Source organism: Haloparvum alkalitolerans (genome assembly GCF_050122995.1).
GTDB classification, from domain to species: domain Archaea; phylum Halobacteriota; class Halobacteria; order Halobacteriales; family Haloferacaceae; genus Haloparvum; species Haloparvum alkalitolerans.
The window spans coordinates 95,058-114,869 of record NZ_JBNLIA010000003.1 but is presented as its reverse complement, the minus strand read 5'-3'; the positions used below and the strand labels follow the sequence as shown (position 1 = coordinate 114,869).

Below are 19,812 nucleotides of genomic sequence, written 5' to 3'. Positions count from 1 at the left end.
GGGCTTGTTCGGGAGGTTCTCGGGTCGCTCCCCGTTTAGGAAGATACTTCCCTCTCCCAGCCCCGTTTTCGTCCATGAGCGAGTTCACGATCAGCGGAACGTTCCAGAGCCGCGACGGCGACCAGCCGTTCACCAAGACGGTCGAGGCGCCGAACGAATCGGTCGCCGAGGACCGCATCTACAGCCAGGTCGGGAGCCAGCACAACCGGAAGCGTACCCAGATCGAGATCACGGAGGTGTCCGCGGCATGATGGGCGGCGGTCAGCAGCAACTCCAGCAGCTCTCGCAGGAACTGCAGGCGCTCGACGAGGAGATCGAGGCCCTCGAGGAGGAGGTCGCCGGCTATCGACAGGAGCAGTCCGACATCGACGAGGCCGTCGAGGCCATCGAGACGCTGGAGTCCGGCTCCACGGTGCAGGTGCCGCTCGGCGGCGGCGCGTACCTCCGCGCCGAGGTCCAGGACATCGACGAGGTCGTCGTCTCGCTCGGCGGCAACTACGCGGCCGAGCAGGCGCAGGACGACGCCATCGACGCGCTCCGCACGAAGCAGGACGCCCTCGACGACCGCATCGAGGAGACGCAGGCGGAGATCGACGAGCTCGAGGAGGAGAGCAGCGAGCTCGAACAGCAGGCCCAGCAGATGCAACAGCAGATGCAGCAGCAGCAGATGCAGCAGATGCAGCAGCAGGCCGACGACGACGAGTAACGAACCGTGTTCGACGGACTGAAGGACAAACTGAACGACTTCCGCAAGGATGTCGAGGAGGAGACCGAGGCGAAGGAGGCCGACGCCGAGGCCGCCTCTGAGTCCGACGCGGAGCCCGAAGCGGCCGCGCCGGAGGGGTCAGAGACGGACGAGACCGCGACCCCGGCCGCCGCGGCCGACGCCCCCGCGGGCGCCGCCGCGGACGAAGCCGAGGAGGCCGGGGACGCGACCGGCGAGGGCGACGAGGACGATGGCCCGAGCACCTTCCGGCGCGCGAAGGCGTTCGCGACCGGGCGGATAATCATCGAGGAGGAGGACCTCGAGGAGCCGCTCTGGGAGCTGGAGATGGCCCTCTTGGAGAGCGACGTGGAGATGAGCGTCGCCGAGGAGATCCTCGACACCGTCCGCGAGACGATGCTCGGCGAGAGCCGCAAGCAGGTCGAGACGACCGGCGAACTCGTCGAGGCGGCGCTCCACGACGCGCTGCTGGACGTGATCGCGGTCGGGCAGTTCGACTTCGAGGAGCGGCTCGCCGAGGCCGACAAGCCCGTCACGATCGTCTTCACCGGCGTCAACGGGGTCGGCAAGACCACCTCCATCGCGAAGCTCTCGGAGTGGCTCGAGGAGCGCGGCTACTCCTCCGTGATGGCCAACGGCGACACCTACCGCGCGGGCGCCAACGAGCAGATCCGCGAGCACGCCGAGAACCTCGACCGGAAGCTCATCGCCCACGACCAGGGCGGCGACCCCGCGGCCGTCATCTACGACGGCGTGGAGTACGCGAAGGCCAACGACATCGACGTGGTGCTTGGCGACACGGCGGGCCGGCTTCACACCTCCGACGACCTGATGGCTCAACTGGAGAAGATCGACCGCGTGGTCGACCCGGACATGACGCTGTTCGTCGACGAGGCCGTCGCCGGGCAGGACGCGGTCACCCGCGCGAAGGAGTTCAACGACGCCGCGGCGGTCGACGGCGCCATCCTCACGAAGGCGGACGCCGACTCCTCCGGCGGCGCCGCCATCTCCATCGCGTACGTCACCAGGAAGCCCATCCTCTTCCTCGGGACCGGGCAGGGGTACGACGACCTCGAGCGCTTCGACCCCGAGGCGCTGGTCGAGGACCTTCTCGGCGAGTAGACCGACCGCGTCCGCGACTCCCAGCGCGGCCCGGTTCGAGGACGGTCCGGCTCCACCGCTTCGACCCGGCCGCGGCCTTTCTGTTCCCAGCACGTGCAGTAGCACGCTCGTCCCCACGAGCCTCGGCGTCTACCGAGGGGCCGAGCACTGTTTCGACGCCGACGGCGAACCCGGCAGATCAGTCAGCCACGGCCCCGCCGTCTCGCGACCACCGGGATCCGGCCGAGCCCTCGACTCAGACCAGCACGTCGACGTCGTAGCCGTGCGCCTCCAGTTCTCCGACGATCTCGGCGGCGTGGTCCTCGTCGTGGGTCTCCAGTTCCAGCTCCAGTTCGGCGGCGTTGACGGCGACGTCGCGGGCGGTGCGGTCGTGGTGGACCGCGTAGACGTTCGCGCCCGCGTCCGCGACGATGCCCGCGACCGTCTCCAGCTCGCCGGGGCGGTCCTTCAGCGCCATCTTGATCTTCAGGTAGCGGCCCATCTGGACCAGTCCGCGCATCACGATGGTCGTCAGGCGGTTCATGTCGATGTTGCCGCCACACAGCGCGGGGACGATCGTCTCGCCGTCGTCGTAGTCGAACGCCTCCGAGAGGACGGCCGCGAGCGGGACCGCGCCCGCGCCCTCCACGACCGTCTTGGAGCGTTCGAGAAGCAGCGTGAGCGCGAGCGCGATCTCGCGGTCGGAGACGGTCACGACCTCGTCGACGCGCTCGCGGATCACCTCGAAGGTGCGCTCGCCGACCGAGCGCGTGGCGATGCCGTCCGCGATGGTGTCGACGCTGTCGATCTCCGTCACCGCGCCCTTCTCCAGCGACTTCGCGGCCGAGGAGGCGCCCTCGGCCTGCACGCCGACGACGCGCACGTCGTCGAGCGTCTCCGTCACCGCGGTGGCGATCCCGGCGATGAGCCCGCCGCCGCCGATGGGGACGACGACCGTATCGACCTCGGGACAGTCCTCCGCGATCTCCAGGCCGATGGTTCCCTGCCCGGCCATCACCATCGGGTCGTCGAAGGCGTGGACGTAGGTCCGGCCCTCCTCGCGCTCGATCTCGTGGGCGTGCGCCTGCGCCTCGTCGTAGTCGACGCCGTGAAGCACGACGTTGCCGCCGTACCCCTCCGTGGCCTTCACCTTCGAGACGGGGGCGTACTTCGGCATCACGATGGTCGCGTCCACGCCCGCCCGCGTGGCCGCGAGGGCGACCCCCTGCGCGTGGTTGCCGGCGCTGGCGGTGACGACGCCGGCCTCCTTCTGGGCCTCGGAGAGCGTGGCGATGCGGTTCATCGCCCCGCGGATCTTGAACGAGCCGGTCCGCTGGAACGTCTCCATCTTGGTGTGGACCGTCGCGCCCGTCATCTCCGAGAAGGAGTGCGAGTAGTCGAGCGGGGTCCGACGGACGACGCCGTCGATCCGGTCGCGAGCAGCCTGCACGTCCGACAGCGTGAGCATGGATCGGGAGACCCCAGCCCGCCGACTAAGCGTTTCGGTGTCCGGGACGCCGCCGATGCTGGCGGAGCGCGAAAGGGGGAATAAGGGGAAAGGGGGAATGCACGCGTGTGACGTGCATCCGGATCGAGTGCCTCCGGCATTATAAAGATACGTCCTCCGGGGTGAAAGTGTAATCGACCGACTGCGTGGCCTCACGCCCGCCGTCAGACGTTCGTCATCCAACCGTGTTTCCGGTGAACCGACGGTGTCGCCGGGCCGCGGTCGACTCCGGACGAGCCGCGGCTGGCCCGGCCTGCTCGCGTCCGATCCCGGCTCGTCCGCGCTCGACTCCGCGGTCGCCGACGTCCGGCGCAGCGCCGTGAGGGTTCATCGCTCGGGCGGCACGGTGACGTGCACCTCGTTGTTTCGGAGGTACGCCCGCACTCGTTCCGGGAACGGTCCCGTTCCCGGCCAGACGACGTCCGCGTCGAGTCGGTCCGGGTCCCCGACGTAGACCGCGGCGTCGTCGGGATGGTCGTCGCTCCCCGCGAGGGGGACCGAGACGCGAACGTAGAGCCCCTCGTCGACTCCCTCGTAGGCGTCCAGCGCGGCCAGGTCGTCCGTCCTGAGGAGCCGACCGCCGGTCGCGCCACCGGGGGCCAGCGTCGGGTACCGCCCCTCGACCGCGTGGAGCCCCTCCAGCCGCGCGGCGCCGACGAAGGCGTAGGCGTCGAGGACCTCGGCGACGCGGTCGGGCGCGGTGAGCGTCCCGTAGACGAAGACGTCCATGGGGACGCTGGGGCGGCACGGGGCTTGAACGTTCGTCCGGACCGTGTCGCTGAATCGCGTCGAACCGGCTTCTGGCTCCGGGTCCGGTAGCGTCAAACCCTCCGCGGCCGAGCGTCCGGTCATGGACTTCCCGCGGGTGCGACGCGTCTGGCGGCGGGTGTTCGCGCTCGCGTGGCCCGTGATGGCCGAGCAGACGTTCCGCACCGCGATGCGGACGACGGACGTGATCATCACGGCGCTGATCTCGCCGGCCGCGGTCGTCGCCATCGGGCTCGCGGACCTGTACGCCCGCTTCCCGCTTCGGATCGGGCTCGGACTCGGCGGCGGCTCCATCGCGCTCTCCTCGCAGGACACCGGCGCGGGCGCGACGGAGAACCGCGACGAGGCGGTGACGCAGGCCATCCTGATCGGCGCGCTCGCCGGACTCCCCTTCGTCGCGTTCGGCCTGCTGTACGGCGAGGCGGCCATCGACGTGTTCGGGACCATCGTCGGCCGCGAGACGCCCCCCGAGGTGGTCCGACTCGGCTCGACGTACCTCGCGGTCGTCTTCGCGACCGCCCCTGCCAGACACGTCGCGCTCGTGGGTGCCCGCGCGCTCCAGGGGACCGGCGACACCCGCACGCCGATGTACGTCAACGTCGCGGCGAACTCCGTCAACATCGTCGGCTCCGCGGTGCTCGGCCTCGGGCTGTTCGGCGCGCCGAACCTCGGCGTGTTCGGCGTCGGCCTCGCCACCGCCGGCGCGAACGTGCTCACCGCGGGGCTGCTGGTCGCCGCCATCGCGGGCACGTGGACGCCCGCAAACTTCGCCCGGCCGCGGGACCCGACGCTCGCCAAACAGCTGGTCCGGGTGTCGGCACCGCGAACCATCGAGGGGTTCGGCTCCGAGATCGCGGAGTTCCCGTTCAACGCCCTCCTGCTCGGCTTCGGCGAAGCGGTCAACGCGGGCTTCCAACTCGGCCGGCGCGTCTACCAGCAGGTGACCGGGCCCTTCTCGCGCGGCTACAACGTCGCCGCCTCCGTCCTCGTCGGCCAGGCGCTCGGCGAGGGCGACCCCGAGGGCGCGCGGTTCAACGGCTGGGCGGTCGCCGGCCTCGGCGTCGCCACGGTCGGCGTCATCGGCGTCGGACTGGCGCTCGCCGCCGAGCCGGTCGTCACCCACCCGACCGTCGTCGAACTGTTCGGGGGCGACGACCCCGCGACGCTGGAGTACGCGGTGGACTTCGCGCGCGTCTACGGGCTCTCCGCGGCCGCGCTGGTCTGTTTCTCGGCGCTATCGGGGTCGCTGCAGGGGGCCAGCGAGACGCGGATCCCGCTTCTGGCACGCGTCACCGGGATGTTCGGCCTCTTTCTCGGCCTCTCGTGGCTGCTCGGCGAGACGCTCGGACTCGGTCCGTCGGGGACCTACGTCGGCGTCCTCCTGGCGTACGTCTGGATGGCCGCGGTCGTCGCCGCCGGCTTCGCGTACACCGACTGGGCTCCCCGAGCCGCGGACATGATGGCCGAACGCGGCACGGAAGCGGGGGCGGGCGGCGAGGACGGGGAGCCCTCCGAGACCGGAGACGGGACCTCCGACCGGACCGACGCCGACGTTTAAGTGTCGGTCCGACGATCGGTCGGCATGGACCTCTCGACCGCCGTCTCCACGACGGTCGCCGCCCTCCGACGCCGTCCCGCCGACCTCCTCCCCTTCTACGTGCTGGGGGCCGCGGTCCCCGCGATCGCTCGCGTCGTCTCGTTCACCGGCCTCGTGGCCGTCTACTTCTATCTGGAGTCGACCGGCCGTCTCGCGACGCTCCGCGACGGGCTGGCCGGTCTCGACGGGTCGATGCCGGACCCGGAGGCGGAGCCGACGGCGTTCGAGCAGTGGAGCGGGGAGGTGGGGGCCCTGCTGGCCGAGGTTCTCGACCCCGTCTCGCTGGCACTGCTCGGCAGCACCGTCCTCGCGACGGTCGCGGTGGCGGTCGTGTTGAACGCGGGCGCGACCGCGGGCCAGTACGCCGCCTGTGTCGGACACCTCGGCGATGAACGGGCCGGAACGGCGGGGATCGCCGGCATCCGCGGTCACTGGGTCGCCATGCTCGGACTGCTGCTGTTGGAGTTCTTCCTCGCCGTCGGCTCGCTCGCGGTCGTCGCGGGACTGGTCGCGGCCCTCGCGGTCGCCTCCCCGATCGCGGCGGCGCTCGTCGGCCTCGGCGCCGGCTTTCTGTGGCTGGGGTTCGCCCTCGCGGTTCGCGCGGTCTTCGCGTTCGCGCCGGTGCTACTGGTCGTCGACGACGCTGGCGTCGTCGGAAGCCTGCGCGCCGCTCTCGGATTCCTGCGCGCGAATCCCCTCGAGGCCGCCGGCTACTACGCGCTGGCGTTCGGGACGGTGCTGGCGGTCTCCTCGACCGCCGGCGCGTTGACCGCCACCGGCAGTCCCAGCGGCGTCGGCCTGATCACGCTTTTGGTTGTTCCGCCGATCCTCCACCTCGTGAAGGTCGGGCTCGTCGGCGGGTGGCGCGGGAGCGTGGACCCGATGAGCGCGCCCGACCGATCGCCGGTCGACCAGTTCCGAGCGGGCGTGCTCGACGGGCTCCGCGAACTGCGGGCGTTCGTCCGCGCGACGCCCGGCGCTCACCTCCTCGCGACCGGCGCGCTCGTCGGCGGCTTCGCGGCGGGATGGGCGTTCGCGGAGCCGCTCGTGGGGGTCGTGGACGCCTCCATCGCGGCGCGGTTGGAGGGGCACGTCCCGCCCGTCGCGGCGGTAGAGTTCTTCGCCAACAACTGGACGGTTGCGCTCGGCACCGGTTTCGCGGGCGTCGCGCTGGCGGTCCCGTCGCTCGTCTCGCTGGCGTTCAACGGCTTCCTGCTCGCGGTGCTCACGCGGTTGGAGACGGACCCGGTCGCGCTGGCGACGTTCGTGGCCCCGCACGGCGTTCTCGAGATCCCCGCCCTGGTCGTCTCCGGTGCGGTCGGCGTGTGGCTCGGGCGCGCGGGCTGGCGGACGTGGCGCGGCGGCGCGGCCCGGGCGGACCTGGCGGACGCCTTCGAGCGCGCGTTTCGGGTGCTCGTCGGCGTCGGTGTAGTGCTGCTCGTCGCGGGCCTGATCGAGGGGTTCGTCAGCCCCTACTACGGCGTCCTGCTCCCCTGACCTCGGGCGCTCCGCCGCTCCCCCGCGCTCACAGTCCCAGCAGCGACGCGAGCGACCGCGTCCGCGTGCCGCACTCCGCGCGGTAGTCGCAGGCGTCGCACTTCGGGTCCCCGCGAAGCCGGGGCGGTGGCCCGTCGATGCTCCGCGCCGCACGGAGTGCCCGCCGATAGGCGGCCTTCTTGCGCGTCGTGAGCCGGACCTCACGGACGACCGCGTGACCGGGGTACTCGACGAAGGCGCGGGGGACCTCGCGCTCACGCTCCCACGCGAGCGCCTTCGCGACCGCGACGGCCCGCACCGCCTGCGGCTCGTAGACCCCCGACTCGGGCGGATCGCCGGGCGAGACGACGGTCGGAACCGGCGGCTCGTCGCGCGACTCCCGGTCGGCCGACGGCTCGTCGGCCGGTCGGAGCACTTTGTGTGCGATCCCGTGGCAGTCCCTCCCCGACAGGAACGCCCGCTCGCGGGCCGGGTCGACGAGCCGGTCCCACGGGTCCCGGTCGGCGAGCGCGTCGAGATTCCGCCGGTAGGTCCCCGGGTCGACGGCGATCGGAAGGGTCCGCAGGCGGTCGTCCGCGGCGGTTCGGAGGTCGGGGTACCGGAAGGCGAGGGCCATCCGCTCGCGGGCCTCCGGCGGCGGGCGCCGGGGATCCTCGTCGGCGTCGCTCCGGTCGCCCCCGGCGCGTCCGGCGTCCGCGGCGTCCCGGCGGACGTAGTAGAGCTGTCTGGGACAGAATGCGGCCCGGCCGAGGTCTGTGAACGCGATCACGGGGGGGCTGCCGCGCTCTCGGTGAAAGGGATCGGGGTGCGTCGCGGTCACGGAAAATCGGGGGTGGACGCGACCGCCCTCACAGCGACACGTCGGTCTCGATGTCCTCGGTGGCTTCGCGGAGGCCGTCCTCGCGGGCGTCGCGGGCGTGCGCTTCGGAGAGGTCGTCGTCGGTCAGCAGTTCGCGGAACGCGTCGCGGAAGCGCTCGTTCGCGCGCGTGGCCGCCCGGTCGGCCGCGACCACGGCGGAGTAGCGCCGCACCGTCTCGCGGTCGGCGTCGAGCCTGTCTGCGCGCTCCTCGACCGGGACTCCCTCGGCGTCGAGTCGGCGGAGGGCATCCAGGTCGAGGGGGGCGTCGCGGTCGGCCTCGCTCACGAGGTGGAGGTCCATCCGCGCCTCGAACACGTCGTCGGCCGTCGCGTCGACCGCGGCCGCGATCTCGGCGTCGGACTCGCCGGCGAAGTGGCCGCGGGCGACGCGGCGGAGCGCGGCGTCGTCGAGGTCAGTGGCGAACGCGTCGCGGTCGCGCATCGCCGCCACCACCTCCGCGAGGCGTTCCTCGACGGAGGCCTCGTCGCGGTCGGCCAGCGACCCCGGCGACTCCTCCTGTCGCTCGGTCACCGTCTCCGACCCCGTCGCGTCGACGAAGATGTCGCGGAGCTCCTCCGTCTTCTCGTCCATGCGTACTTGTCGGCTTCCGGGCCACAAAAGGCTGCTGACCGGATTCTGGGCGAAGCGATAGCTCGCCGATCGCGTGCCGCTCTCGTAAACCAAAGTTCTCAAGTGAGTTTACGAGGAGCGGGGGACATGGAGACGCAGACCGAGTCCGTCGACCTCGTCGGCGACGAGGCGGCGGCTAACCTCGCCCGCGCGGCGCTGTTCGCGGCGCTCGTGGGCGCGTTCGCGTACGTATCGTTCCCGAACCCGGTCTCGCCCGCGCCGGTGACGCTGCAGGTGCTCGGCGTGTTCCTCGCCGGAATCATGCTCGGCCCCGTGTGGGGCGGGGTCGCGCTGGCGCTGTACCTGTTCGCGGGCGCGCTCGGCGCGCCGGTGTTCGCCAGCGGCGGTGCGGGATTCGGCGCGCTCGTGGGATCGACCGCGGGCTATCTCTGGTCGTACCCCCTCGCAGCCGCCCTGATCGGCGCGGTCGTCCACCGCGGGACGGAGCTTCGTGACCTCCGCGGCCCCGGCGCGGTCGGCTTGCCCACGCTCGTCGGCGCGATGGTCGCCGGGACGGTCCTGATCTACGCGATGGGCGTCCTCGGCCTCTACTACGTGATCCCCGAGTTCACGCTGGCGGAGGCGGTCCTGCAGGGCGCGGTCGTCTTCGTCCCCGCCGAGGGGATCAAGATCGCCGCCGCGGTCGGGATCGTGCGCTCGGACGCCGTCACGGCCGCCTAATCGTGATCGCGGCCGGAAGCGTGACCGTTCGACGCGGCGACACCGTGGCGGTCGACGACGTGAGCCTGACCGTCGACGACGGCGAGTTCCTCGTGCTCGCGGGCCCGAACGGGTCGGGGAAGACCTCGCTCGTCAGGACGTTCAACGGCCTGACGGAACCCGACTCCGGGGAGGTGCGGATCGACGGGACCCCGGTCGCGGAGGACCTCGTCGGCGCCCGGACCGCTGTGGGAATGGTGTTTCAGGACCCGCGTGACCAGATCGTCGCGGCGACCGTGGGGGCGGACGTCGCCTTCGGTCCCGAGAACCTCGGCTTGCCGCACGCGGAGGTCGACCGCCGGGCGCGCGAGGCGCTGTCGGCCGTCGGGCTGGCGGGCCGGGAGGACGAGCGCGTCGACGCGCTCTCCGGCGGCGAGCGCGAGCGACTGGCGATCGCCGGCGCGCTGGCGATGGAGCCGGAACACCTCGTCCTCGACGAGCCCTTCACGGGCCTCGACGACCCCTCGCGGCGCGCGGTGCTGGACCGGCTCCGCGACCTCCACGCCGCGGGAACCGGAATCGTCGTCGTCACTCACGACCTCCGCGACGTGCTGGCGCTGGCGGACCGCGCGGTCGTCCTCGCGGACGGGGAGATAGCGGTCGACGGGGACCCCGAGTCGGCGGTCGCTGCACTCGATGCGGACGAGACTCTCGGCGTTCGCGTGCCTGACGGTTGGCGCCCGGATGCCGACCCCTCGGGACTGGTCCCCTGATGTTCGCGTTCGTCCCGGGCGACTCGCTCGCGCACCGGCTCGACCCCCGGGGGAAACTGCTGGTGCAGGCCGCCTTCGCCGCGGCCGCGTACGCGCACACGACGCCGCGGGGGCTCGCGGTCCTGTCGGCGCTGGCGGTCGCCTGCGTGCGCGCCGCGGGCGGGAGCGTGCGCGAGGTCGCGTGGGGGTACCGGTGGGCCGCGCCGTTCCTGCTGACGGCGCCGCTGATCGCGGGCGCGACGCTCGGCGCGCCGTGGTTCGAACTCGACCGCGCGTTCCGGGCGGGGCTCGCGAGCTACCGCGTTCTGCTGATACTGCTGGTGGCGGGCGCGTACGTCCGGTCGACGCCCGTCCGGGACTCGCGCGCCGCGGTCCAGCGGACCGTGCCCGGGAAGACGGGCCAGTTCCTCGGGATCGGCGTCGGCCTCGTGTTCCGGTTCCTGCCCCTGCTCCAGCGGGACCTGGTCGCGGCCCGCGAGGGGATGCGGGCGCGCGGCGGCGGGGCGCTCCCGGTCCGCGACCGGATGCGCATCGTGGCGACCGCGGGCCTGCGGCGGGCGTTCGCGCGCGCGGACCGGCTCGCGCTCGCGCTCAACGCGCGGTGTCTGGCGTGGAACCCGACGCTGCCGCGACTGCGGTTCCGGCGGCGGGACCTCACCGCCGTCGCGCTGGCGGCGGCGCTGCTGGTCGCCGCCGTCGTCCCGTTTCTCCGCGCGTGACTGGCCGTTTGTGACAAGATTTAACCCGTCAGTAAGCAGGTGATCGAGTATGACAGTTCTGCAGGGAGCGACGCGGGAGACGTTCTGGACCGTCGGTCCGACGGGGAAGGCCGTCTTCTACTACCTCGCGGCGCTGGCGAGCCTGGTGTTTCTGTACGGCGTCTACGCGCGGTTCCGGCGCTACGCGGACGGCCGCGAGGACCCCGGACGCCTCGCTGACCTCCCGAACCGAGTGCTGACCGCGACGAAGGTCGTCGCCACGAACGAGAAGCAGTTCGACCGCGACGCCTACGCGGGCGTGATGCACACGTTCGTCCTCTGGGGCTTTCTGACCCTGCTGATGGCGACGACGATCCTCTTCGTCGACATGGACGTCTACGGGCCGCTGACGGGCGACTCCTTCTTCGTCGGCGCCTTCTACCTCGCCTACCAGTTCACGGTCGACGCGTTCGGCCTCCTGTTCGTCGTCGGCGTCGGCATGGCGCTGGCCCGGCGCTACCGCGAGCGCGACGGCCGGCTGTGGGGGAAACACACCTCGCTGGAGGACGACGCCTTCGTCTGGACGCTGTTCCTGCTGGGCGTCGGCGGCTTCCTCGCGGAGGCGGTCGGGATCCTGGGTCAACCGGCCCGCGCCACCGAGACGGTGAGCTTCGTCGGCCTCTCGATGGCGAACGCGCTCTCGGCGGCCGGACTGACCGCCGCGGGCGCCGAGGCGGTCTACCCCGCGGTCTGGTGGTCCCACGCGCTGCTCGCGCTCGGGTTCGTGGCGTGGGTCCCCTACGCGAAGCCGTTCCACATGATCTCCTCGTTCGCGAACGTGGTCGCGCGCGACGAGGACGCGGGCGCGCGGCTCCCGAACGTCCCCGCGGACTTAGACCACACCAACGCCGAGTCGCTCGAGGACTTCACCTGGAAGGAGCTACTCGATCAGGACGCCTGCACCAAGTGCGGCCGGTGCTCGTCGGTCTGTCCTGCCAAGGCGGCCGGGCGGAACCTCGACCCCCGCGACGTGATCCTGGACCTGAAGGCGTACCGCGAGTCCGTGGACGAGGACCCCGTCTCGGGCGCGGGCGGCGCGGTCGCGACCGACGGCGGCGCGGCGGCCGCGGCGGGCGGCGAGGGCGCCGCGACGGACGCGGACGCCGACTGGCCGGTCGCGGGCGGCGTCGCCGGCGACGAGTCGGTCCCCATCGTCGCCGAGGAGGGGGGCGTCATCGCCGCGGAGTCGATGGAGTCGTGTATGTCCTGTATGGCCTGCATGGACGCCTGCCCGGTCGAGATCGAACACCTCACCACGATCACGCGGCTCAACCGCCAGCTCGTCGACGAGGGCGCGGTCGACAGCAACCTGCAGGACGTGTTCCAGGACGTGATGCAGAAGGGCAACACCTTCGGCGAGGCGCCCGGCGCCCGCGGCGACTGGGCCGACGACCTCGAGTTCGACGTGACCGACGCCCGCGAGACGGAGGTGGAGTACCTCTGGTACGTCGGCGACTACCCGAGCTACGACGACCGGAACAAGAAGGTGGCCCGCGCGCTCGCGCGGCTGTTCGAGGCCGCGGACGTGGAGTACGGCATCCTCTACGACGACGAGAAGTACGACGGCAACGACGTGCGCCGGATCGGCGAGGAGTTCCTCTACCTCGAACTCGCCGGCCACCACGTCGAGACGTTCGAGGAGTGCGAGTTCGACGAGATCGTCTGCACGGACCCGCACTCGTACAACACGATCAAAAACGAGTACCCGGAGCTCGACTTCGCGGAGTTCGCGGACGACCCCATGATGCCCTTCGAGTACGAGGATGACTGGAACGCGGACGGCGCGATCGAAGTCTCCCACTGGACGCAGGTGGTCGAGGACCTCGTCGCGGAGAACCGGCTCGGCCTCTCGGGCGACGAGCTCGACTACACCGTCACCTACCACGACCCCTGTCACCTCGGGCGGTACAACGACGAGTACGAGGCGCCCCGCGAGCTGATCCGGGCGACGGGCGCGGACCTCTACGAGATGCCGCGCTCGCGCGCCGACTCCTTCTGCTGCGGCGGCGGCGGGGGCGGGCTCTGGACCGAGCACGACGAGGAGGTGAAGCCGAGCGAGGAGCGCCTCCGCGAGGCGGTCGAGGACACCGAGGCGGGCGCCGCCGTCGAGAAGTTCGTCGTCGCCTGCCCGATGTGCACGACGATGTTCGAGGACGGCCGCAAGACCGGCGACTTCGAGGACCAGATCGAGGTCGTCGACGTGGCCGAACTGCTGCTGGAGGCGCTGGAGACGAGCGGGGCGATCGCGGCCCCCGACGCGGCCGATGACGCGACCGACGCCGACGACGGTAGCGAGCCGACCGCCGCGGACTGACGACTCGGGCCTTTTTGAGACGTCTTCGGGTGGACCTTCCGGAGGATTAGCCGACCGCTTTTCTGCATGCTGTGTCGGTGCCGCGGTGCTGTTGTGGTGGCGGTGCTGTCGCGGTGCTGATGCGGTCGGCGCGCGCGAGGAACGTGCGCGAGGGAGGCGGCGGCGCGGCCGCCTGCTGTGCGTTGCGGTTTCGCGGCCGCGCCACCGCCGAGGCTGGGGAGGCGTGAGGCTGCGGTGCTTTGCGGTGCTGGGTGGGGCTGAAAGGGGCAGCTGACTCGATCCGGTCCCGGCGCCTCAAGCACCGCAGCGGGCGTTGCGGAGAGCGAGGAGCGCAGCGAGGGTCCCGCGAGGAACGAGCGGGACGACGGCAGTCGCAGCCCGGCAGCCCGCCACCGCAGGCAGCCCGGACCGTCTGCCGGAACCCGGCGGGTCGAGCCGACTGGGGCTTTCTGGGTGTTGCTGTCCGGAGCCGCAGGATCAGCAATTGAGACAGAAAAACCGCACACGTAGCTGAGAGTGTCGGCTGGGGCTTTCTGGGCGTTGCCGTCCCCAGCAGCAGGATCAACAGCAGTCACACAAACATCGCACAGAGAGTCGACTGGGGCTTTCTGGGTGTTGCCGTCCCCAACAGCAGGATCAGCAACTGAGACAGAAAAACCGCACACCGAACGGCCAACCCCTGGGAACCGATCTCGGTCTTGCGCCTCAACCCCGTATTCGCCCTATTCGTCCGCGACGCCGGCCGCGCACTCCCGGATCAGGCCGTCGAGGATCTCGGGGGTCGTCGGGTGATAGGCGCGGTCGGGGATCTCGCGCACGTCGAGCTCCATCTCGACGGCCATCTGGAGGGTCTTGGCCATCACGTCCGCGTGGTAATGGAGGCCCTGCCAGCCGAGGACGGTGCCGTCCTCGGCGTCGACGACCATGCGCGCGAGGCCGTGGGGCACGTCCTTCGACTTGAAGACGCCGTCGTCGGAGGCCTGCCGGGTCGCGGTGACGACGGAGTGGCCCGCCTCGACCGCGGAGCGGGGCGTGTGGCCGACGCGCGCGAAGGGGTAGACGCCGGTGCCCGAGAAGATGACGTGGTGGTGGACGTTCCCGTAGGGCTTGATGGGGTCGCCGCGGTCGTGGCTGAGGACGTTCTCGGCGGTGAGGTAGCCCTGCTCCTTGGCGACGTGGAGGATCGGCTCGCGGCCGTTTGCGTCGCCGACGACGAAGGTGCGCTCTGCGTTCGGCGGGCGCATCGTCGCGTCGATCCAGCCCTCCGCGGGCTCGAACGCGGTGTTCTCCAGGCCCAGCCGGTCGAGGTTCGGTTCGCGGCCGGTGAAGCAGAACAGCGCCTCGGCGTCGACCGGGTCCGGGTCGCCGCGCTCGGGGTCGCCGCTCACGTCGGTGAGGTGGAGGCGGACCCCCTCCTCGGTCGCCTCGACGCGCTCCTCGTAGGCCTCGGTGACCACGTCGACCCCGAACTCCTCGGCGTAGATGTCCAGCAGGGCGTCGCCGAACTCGGGGTCGGCCTCGTCGATGGGGCGCTCGTCGTGTTCGACCACGGTGAGGTCGACGCCGTTCTCCGCGAGGTACGGGACCAGCTCCAGCCCGACGTAGCCGAAGCCCATCACCACGCCGGAGTCGGGCAGGTCGGTCGCGTGGAGCACGTCCTTGCTCGTGTAGTAGTCGACCGCGTCCAGGCCGGGGACCTCCGGGACGTTCGGCACCGAGCCGGTCGCGATCACGACGTAGTCGGCCTCGATGACGCGGTCGTCCACCTCGACCGTGCGGTCGTCGACGAACGTCGCCGGCTCGTGGATGAACTCCACGTCGTCGTCCTCGGCCATCGAGTGGATCGAGTCGCGGCGGTGGCCGGCCCACCCCCGCGTGCGGTCGTTCTTCTCCTCGACCACTTGCTCCAGGTCGAGTTCGTGCGGCTCGCCCGTGAGCCGGCCGTCAGCGCGCCCCTGATAGCGGTGCGAGGCCGCCGAGAGGAGCTCTTTCGAGGGCATACACCCCTCGAGGATGCAGAGCCCGCCGCCCGGGTCGCCGTCGTCGATCAGCGTCAGCTGTTCGACGCGCTTCCCGACGTGCGGGTACAACCCCTCCGCGACCGCGGCGCCGGCGCTCCCGTACGCGCCGATGACCACTACGTGCATACCGTTGCTGGCCGCCCCGCGCTACTAAGGGTTGTCCACCTGGACGCCGTCCGTGCACAGGCGGCCGCGGCGGGCCGTGTCGCGAGTGCGGAGCGCCGCTGGCCGCTGGCCAATCGCCGCTGGCCGCCGGCCTCCCGGACCGCGCTGCTCAATCCCGAAACCCCACCGCACCCGACGGACACGTTTCTTGACGTGTCGCACCCGATACCGCCAACGGCCACGGTATCTTTCCTAATGATCGGCCATCCCTTGTGGATGTTTAAGGACAAGCTTCAAATACGAAACGTCCAATCATTCGGGTGCGCAAGGTCGAAGACGGAACGAGAACGGATCACGAGACAACAACCGATCGACAAAACGAGGTGATAACGCAACGACCGCACAACACGCGCGAGCCCGCGGACGCTGGTCCGCGGCGTTCGCTCCGACCCGCCTTTCCAGGCACATGACGCGAGCGGTCGCTCGGGCCGGGTCCGCGGGACCCATCGCGACCGCGACTTCGACGCGCTCGGACGGTGCTCGCCGCGGCGCGTCACCCTACCTGCAACTCCAGGCTGCTGCCATGCGGTGCCGGCCCCGGGAGGCCGGCGACGGTCGGCTCTTCTGTCCACTCGTGCGTTCCTCGACGCTGTTCGACGCCCCGCGACCTCGCGGTCGGTTCGACCGCGTGGGACAGGTTTTCCTCCCTCGACCGCGGAGCCACGAGCGATGAGTCAGGAACCGGAGGCGGCGCCGTGACCGACACTCGGGTCGGCGTCGACGTCGGCGGCACGTTCACCGACGTGGCGCTCGTCCACGACGGGCGACTCACGACCGCGAAGGTCCCCACCACGGACGACCAGAGCGTCGGCGTGATGGCCGGCATCGAGAAGGCCTGCGACGAGGCCGAGGTGCCCCCGGCCGCGATCGGGTCGTTCACCCACGCGATGACCGTCTCCGTCAACGCGCTGCTGGAGGAGGACGGCGCGACGACCGCGCTCGTCACGACGGCGGGCTTCCGCGACGTGCTGGAGATCGGTCGGCAGGACCGCCCCGCGCTGTACGACCTCGACGCCGAGAAGCCCGATCCCCTGGTCCCGCGGCGGCGACGCTTCGAACTCCCGGAACGCGCGACGACTGAGGGGGTCGAAATCCCGGCCGCTCCCGCGGACGCTCGGGCGGTCGCGGCCGCCATCGCGGACGCGGACGAGGACGTGGAGGCCGTCGCCGTCTCGCTGCTGCACGCGTACGCTCACCCCGACAACGAGGCGACGGTCGCGCGGGTGCTCCGCGAGGAACTGGACGTGCCGGTGTCGGTCTCCCACGAGGTGCTCGGGGAGTTCCGCGAGTACGAGCGCACCTCGACGACCGTCGTCGACGCGTACGTCGCGCCCGCCATCGACCGCTACGTGGGGAACCTCACGGAGCGCGCCGCGGCGGCGGGCGTCCCCGAACCGCGGATCATGCAGGCGAACGGCGGCATCGCGAGCGCGGACGCGGTCCGCGAGCGCGCGGTGACGACCGCGATGTCGGGCCCCGCGGCGGGCGTCGTCGGCGCGGGCGCGCTCGGGGTCCCGTTCGACGACCTCGTCACCTTCGACATGGGCGGCACCTCCAGCGACGTGAGCCTCGTCCGCGACGGCGAGGCGGAGCGCACCACGGAGGCGGAGATAAACGGCCGACCGGTCGGCGTGCCGATGGTCGACGTGGAGACGGTCGGCGCCGGCGGCGGCTCCGTCGCGTGGGTCGACGGCGGCGGGGCGCTCCGCGTCGGCCCCCGATCGGCCGGCGCGGACCCCGGTCCCGCCTGTTACGGGAAGGGCGGCACGGAGCCGACGGTCACCGACGCGAACGTCGTCCTCGGCTACATCGGCGCGGGGTCCGCGCTCGGCGGCGAACTGGCGCTCGACGTGACCGCCGCCCGCGACGCCTGCGCCCGGCTCGCGCGGGAGGCGGACCTGGACGGCCCGCTCGCGGCCGCCCGCGGGATCTATCGGGTCGCGAACGCGAACATGGCGCGCGCGATCAGGAGCGTCACCGTCGAACGGGGCCACGACCCCCGGGGCTTCGCGCTGGCGGCGTTCGGCGGCGCCGGTCCGATGCACGCCGCCGCGCTCGCCGCGGACCTCGGGATGACCGACGTGCTCGTCCCCTACGCGGGCGGCGTGCTCTCGGCGTCGGGGCTGCTCGCGGCCGGCGAGAAACACGACGCCGTGCGGACGCGCCGCGAGGCGCTGTCGTCCGTCGACCCCGACGCTGTCGCGGACGTGCTGGCGGATCTGGCGGCGGACGTGCGCGACCGCGCGGTCGGCGACCCGCCGGTCGAGTTCGCGGCCGACTGCCGGTACGCGGGCCAGAGCTTCGAGCTGACCGTCCCCGTCGAGGGGCCGGCGTTCGACCCGGCGACGACCGCGGAGCGGTTCGAGGCGTCCCACGAGGCGACGTACGGGTACCGGATGGACGACCCCGTGGAGCTGGTGAACCTCCGGGCCACCGCCGCGGGCGAGACGACGCCCGTCGACCCCGGCTACGTCGGCGGGGAGTCCGTCGCGGTCGCGCGGACCGGGACCAGAACCGCCCACTTCGCGGCGTCGGGAGGGGACGCGGCGTCGGTGGCCGAGGAAGACGATCCGGAACCCGAGGAGGGCCACGAAACGCCGGTCTACGACCGTGACGCGCTGCCGGTCGACGGCGCGGTCGAGGGGCCGGCCGTCCTGGAGCAGGCGGAGACGACGGTCGTCGTGCCGCCCGGCTGGACCGGGACGGTGCTCCCCGACGGGACGCTCCACATGGCGAGCGACGGCGACGGCTCCGGTGCCGAGACGGACGCCGCCGGAGGTGCCGGCGATGTCTGAACGGACCGCGCTCGACCCGGTCGAGCTGGAGATCCTCCGGAACCAGCTGGAGGGCGTCGCCGAGGAGATGGGCGGGACCCTGATCCGCGGCGCCTACTCCCCGAACATCAAGGAGCGGCGCGACTGCTCGACGGCGCTGTTCGACGCCGACGGCCGCATGGTCGCGCAGGCGGAGCACATCCCCGTCCACCTCGGGGCGATGCCGGCCGCGGTCGAGGCCGTCCTCGCGGAGGATCCCGGTCCCGAGGACGTGTACGTGCTCAACGACCCCTTCGCGGGGGGGACGCACCTCCCCGACGTGACGATGGTCTCGCCGGTGACCGTCGAGGGCGAAGTCCTCGGCTACGCCGTCTCGCGCGCCCACCACGCGGACGTGGGCGGGTCCACGCCCGGGAGCATGCCCGCCGGCGCGCGCGAGGTGTACGAGGAGGGGCTTCGGCTCCCGCCGGTACCGCTGGTCGTCGACGGCGAGATAAATCCGGACGTGATGGGCATCCTGCTGGCGAACGTCAGGAACGCCGACGAGCGCCGCGCGGACCTCCGGGCGCAGATCGCCGCCAACGACCGCGCGGACGAGCGCCTCGCGGACCTCGTGGCCGACCACGGCCGCGCGACCGTCGCGGCCGCCTTCGACGCCGTGATCGACTACTCCCGGGAACGCATGACCGACGCGATCGCCGCCCTCCCGGACGGGACGTATGAGGCCGCGGACGTGCTGGAGGGCGACGGCGTCACCGACGACGAGATCCCGGTTCGCGCCGCGGTGACCGTCGACGGCGACCGGATCGCGGTCGACTTCTCGGGCACCGCCGACCAGGTGCCCGGCAACGTGAACGCGCCGCTCGCGGTCGCGACGAGCGCGGTCTACTTCGTCGTGCGCTGCGTGACCGACCCGGAGATCCCGCCCAACGAGGGGTGTTACGACCCCGTCGAGGTGTCCGTCCCCGAGGAGAGCCTGCTGAACCCCGACCCGCCGGCCGCGGTCGTCGGCGGAAACGTGGAGACGAGCCAGCGCGTCACGGACGTGGTGCTGTCGGCGTTCGCCGAGGCCGCGCCCGACCGCGTCCCGGCGGCCGGACAGGGGACGATGAACAACCTCATCATCGGCGCACGGGGCGCGGACTCGTTCGGCTACTACGAGACCATCGGCGGCGGGTTCGGCGGCCGCCCCGCGGCGGACGGGATGGACGGCGTGCAGGTCGGCATGACCAACACGCTCAACACGCCGGTCGAGGCCCTGGAGGCGGAGTACCCGCTCCGCGTCGAGCGCTACGCGCTCCGGTCCGACTCCGGCGGCGACGGCGCGCACCGCGGCGGCCTCGGCATCGAGCGCGCGGTCCGCGTCGAGGTCCCCGCGTCCGTCTCCCTCCTGACCGAGCGCCGGCGCGTCGGTCCGCCCGGACTCGCGGGCGGCGCGGACGGCGCCGTCGGCGAGAACCTGATCGACGGCGAGCCGGTCCCCGCCAAGACGACGCGCGACGTGCCCGCCGGCGCGGTCGTCACCGTCCGCACGCCGGGCGGCGGCGGCCACGGCGACCCGACCGACCGCGACCCGGCGGCCCGCGAGCGCGACCGTGCGGACGGGAAGGTGACTGACGAGGAGTGATCCGGATCTCCCCATCGATCCCCGCGCACCGTTGCG

The 19,812-nt window shown here is 72.0% G+C and carries 16 protein-coding genes; 11 read left to right on the top strand and 5 right to left on the bottom strand.

The annotated features are described in order from the left end of the window. Nucleotides 1-74: 74 nt before the first annotated feature. From rpl18a to ftsY, 3 genes are read left to right on the top strand one after another with little or no spacing between them, the layout of a single operon-like run. Nucleotides 75-251, top strand: coding sequence for a 50S ribosomal protein L18Ae (gene rpl18a / locus ACQE3L_RS04115; RefSeq protein WP_058367126.1), 177 nt, complete (start codon nt 75-77; stop codon nt 249-251). Further along, complete coding sequence (gene pfdA / locus ACQE3L_RS04110; RefSeq protein WP_426962784.1) at nt 251-706, top strand: prefoldin subunit alpha; 456 nt, start codon at nt 251-253, stop codon at nt 704-706. Before rpl18a ends, pfdA begins: the two co-directional genes overlap by 1 nt. A gap of 6 nt (nt 707-712) precedes the next feature. Beyond that, entirely contained in the window at nt 713-1,846 is a 1,134-nt protein-coding gene (gene ftsY, locus ACQE3L_RS04105) for a signal recognition particle-docking protein FtsY (protein WP_426962520.1), read from the top strand. Between the two features lie 235 nt (nt 1,847-2,081). Here ftsY and ilvA read toward each other — a convergent pair whose 3' ends face one another. Both ilvA and ACQE3L_RS04095 read right to left on the bottom strand, forming a co-directional pair. Next, nucleotides 2,082-3,293 (bottom strand): threonine ammonia-lyase, encoded by a 1,212-nt coding sequence (ilvA, locus tag ACQE3L_RS04100; RefSeq protein WP_426962519.1) that lies wholly within the window; start codon nt 3,291-3,293, stop codon nt 2,082-2,084. A gap of 366 nt (nt 3,294-3,659) precedes the next feature. Beyond that, nucleotides 3,660-4,061, bottom strand: coding sequence for a gamma-glutamylcyclotransferase family protein (locus tag ACQE3L_RS04095; RefSeq protein WP_426962518.1), 402 nt, complete (start codon nt 4,059-4,061; stop codon nt 3,660-3,662). Nucleotides 4,062-4,182: 121 nt separating this feature from the next. Between ACQE3L_RS04095 and ACQE3L_RS04090 the strand changes: the two genes are divergently transcribed. Both ACQE3L_RS04090 and ACQE3L_RS04085 read left to right on the top strand, forming a co-directional pair. Beyond that, nucleotides 4,183-5,658: an MATE family efflux transporter gene (locus ACQE3L_RS04090; protein ID WP_426962517.1), complete on the top strand. Its 1,476-nt coding sequence runs from the start codon at nt 4,183-4,185 to the stop codon at nt 5,656-5,658. A gap of 24 nt (nt 5,659-5,682) precedes the next feature. Further along, nucleotides 5,683-7,194, top strand: coding sequence for a stage II sporulation protein M (locus tag ACQE3L_RS04085; RefSeq protein WP_426962516.1), 1,512 nt, complete (start codon nt 5,683-5,685; stop codon nt 7,192-7,194). A gap of 28 nt (nt 7,195-7,222) precedes the next feature. Here ACQE3L_RS04085 and ACQE3L_RS04080 read toward each other — a convergent pair whose 3' ends face one another. Beyond that, the gene (locus ACQE3L_RS04080) at nt 7,223-7,963 is read right to left on the bottom strand and encodes a hypothetical protein (protein ID WP_426962515.1); all 741 of its coding nucleotides are present in this window, start codon (nt 7,961-7,963) and stop codon (nt 7,223-7,225) included. Between the two features lie 79 nt (nt 7,964-8,042). Continuing rightward, the gene (locus ACQE3L_RS04075) at nt 8,043-8,645 is read right to left on the bottom strand and encodes a conditioned medium-induced protein 4 (RefSeq protein ID WP_426962514.1); all 603 of its coding nucleotides are present in this window, start codon (nt 8,643-8,645) and stop codon (nt 8,043-8,045) included. Nucleotides 8,646-8,771: 126 nt separating this feature from the next. Here ACQE3L_RS04075 and ACQE3L_RS04070 point away from each other — a divergent pair, with 126 nt between their 5' ends. From ACQE3L_RS04070 to ACQE3L_RS04055, 4 genes are read left to right on the top strand one after another with little or no spacing between them, the layout of a single operon-like run. Beyond that, nucleotides 8,772-9,365: a biotin transporter BioY gene (locus ACQE3L_RS04070; RefSeq protein ID WP_426962513.1), complete on the top strand. Its 594-nt coding sequence runs from the start codon at nt 8,772-8,774 to the stop codon at nt 9,363-9,365. A 20-nt stretch (nt 9,366-9,385) separates the two neighbouring features. Then, entirely contained in the window at nt 9,386-10,117 is a 732-nt protein-coding gene (locus ACQE3L_RS04065; RefSeq protein ID WP_426962512.1) for an energy-coupling factor ABC transporter ATP-binding protein, read from the top strand. Continuing rightward, nucleotides 10,114-10,836, top strand: a complete 723-nt coding sequence (locus ACQE3L_RS04060) for an energy-coupling factor transporter transmembrane component T family protein (protein WP_426962783.1) — start codon at nt 10,114-10,116, stop codon at nt 10,834-10,836. Before ACQE3L_RS04065 ends, ACQE3L_RS04060 begins: the two co-directional genes overlap by 4 nt. A 49-nt stretch (nt 10,837-10,885) precedes the next feature. Further along, entirely contained in the window at nt 10,886-13,189 is a 2,304-nt protein-coding gene (locus ACQE3L_RS04055) for a (Fe-S)-binding protein (RefSeq protein ID WP_426962511.1), read from the top strand. 722 nt (nt 13,190-13,911) lie between these two features. On the opposite strand, the gene ACQE3L_RS04050 is transcribed toward ACQE3L_RS04055, so the two are convergent. Then, the gene (locus tag ACQE3L_RS04050) at nt 13,912-15,336 is read right to left on the bottom strand and encodes a dihydrolipoyl dehydrogenase family protein (RefSeq protein WP_426962510.1); all 1,425 of its coding nucleotides are present in this window, start codon (nt 15,334-15,336) and stop codon (nt 13,912-13,914) included. Nucleotides 15,337-16,070: 734 nt separating this feature from the next. Between ACQE3L_RS04050 and ACQE3L_RS04045 the strand changes: the two genes are divergently transcribed. Further along, complete coding sequence (locus ACQE3L_RS04045) at nt 16,071-18,170, top strand: hydantoinase/oxoprolinase family protein (RefSeq protein ID WP_426962509.1); 2,100 nt, start codon at nt 16,071-16,073, stop codon at nt 18,168-18,170. Then, nucleotides 18,163-19,776 carry a hydantoinase B/oxoprolinase family protein gene (locus ACQE3L_RS04040; protein WP_426962508.1) on the top strand — a complete coding sequence of 538 codons (1,614 nt, stop codon included), beginning with the start codon at nt 18,163-18,165 and terminating at the stop codon, nt 19,774-19,776. The genes ACQE3L_RS04045 and ACQE3L_RS04040 overlap by 8 nt, the downstream gene beginning before the upstream one ends. Nucleotides 19,777-19,812: the final 36 nt, after the last annotated feature.

What these genes read in the sequence shown, in the direction of transcription:
- rpl18a (WP_058367126.1), top strand. Translation starts at nt 75, where the DNA reads ATGAGCGAGTTCACGATCAGCGGAACGTTCCAGAGCCGCGACGGCGAC.
- pfdA (WP_426962784.1), top strand. Translation starts at nt 251, where the DNA reads ATGGGCGGCGGTCAGCAGCAACTCCAGCAGCTCTCGCAGGAACTGCAG.
- ilvA (WP_426962519.1), bottom strand. Translation starts at nt 3,293, where the DNA reads ATGCTCACGCTGTCGGACGTGCAGGCTGCTCGCGACCGGATCGACGGC.
- ACQE3L_RS04095 (WP_426962518.1), bottom strand. Translation starts at nt 4,061, where the DNA reads ATGGACGTCTTCGTCTACGGGACGCTCACCGCGCCCGACCGCGTCGCC.
- ACQE3L_RS04090 (WP_426962517.1), top strand. Translation starts at nt 4,183, where the DNA reads ATGGACTTCCCGCGGGTGCGACGCGTCTGGCGGCGGGTGTTCGCGCTC.
- ACQE3L_RS04085 (WP_426962516.1), top strand. Translation starts at nt 5,683, where the DNA reads ATGGACCTCTCGACCGCCGTCTCCACGACGGTCGCCGCCCTCCGACGC.
- ACQE3L_RS04075 (WP_426962514.1), bottom strand. Translation starts at nt 8,645, where the DNA reads ATGGACGAGAAGACGGAGGAGCTCCGCGACATCTTCGTCGACGCGACG.
- ACQE3L_RS04070 (WP_426962513.1), top strand. Translation starts at nt 8,772, where the DNA reads ATGGAGACGCAGACCGAGTCCGTCGACCTCGTCGGCGACGAGGCGGCG.
- ACQE3L_RS04055 (WP_426962511.1), top strand. Translation starts at nt 10,886, where the DNA reads ATGACAGTTCTGCAGGGAGCGACGCGGGAGACGTTCTGGACCGTCGGT.
- ACQE3L_RS04050 (WP_426962510.1), bottom strand. Translation starts at nt 15,336, where the DNA reads ATGCACGTAGTGGTCATCGGCGCGTACGGGAGCGCCGGCGCCGCGGTC.
- ACQE3L_RS04040 (WP_426962508.1), top strand. Translation starts at nt 18,163, where the DNA reads ATGTCTGAACGGACCGCGCTCGACCCGGTCGAGCTGGAGATCCTCCGG.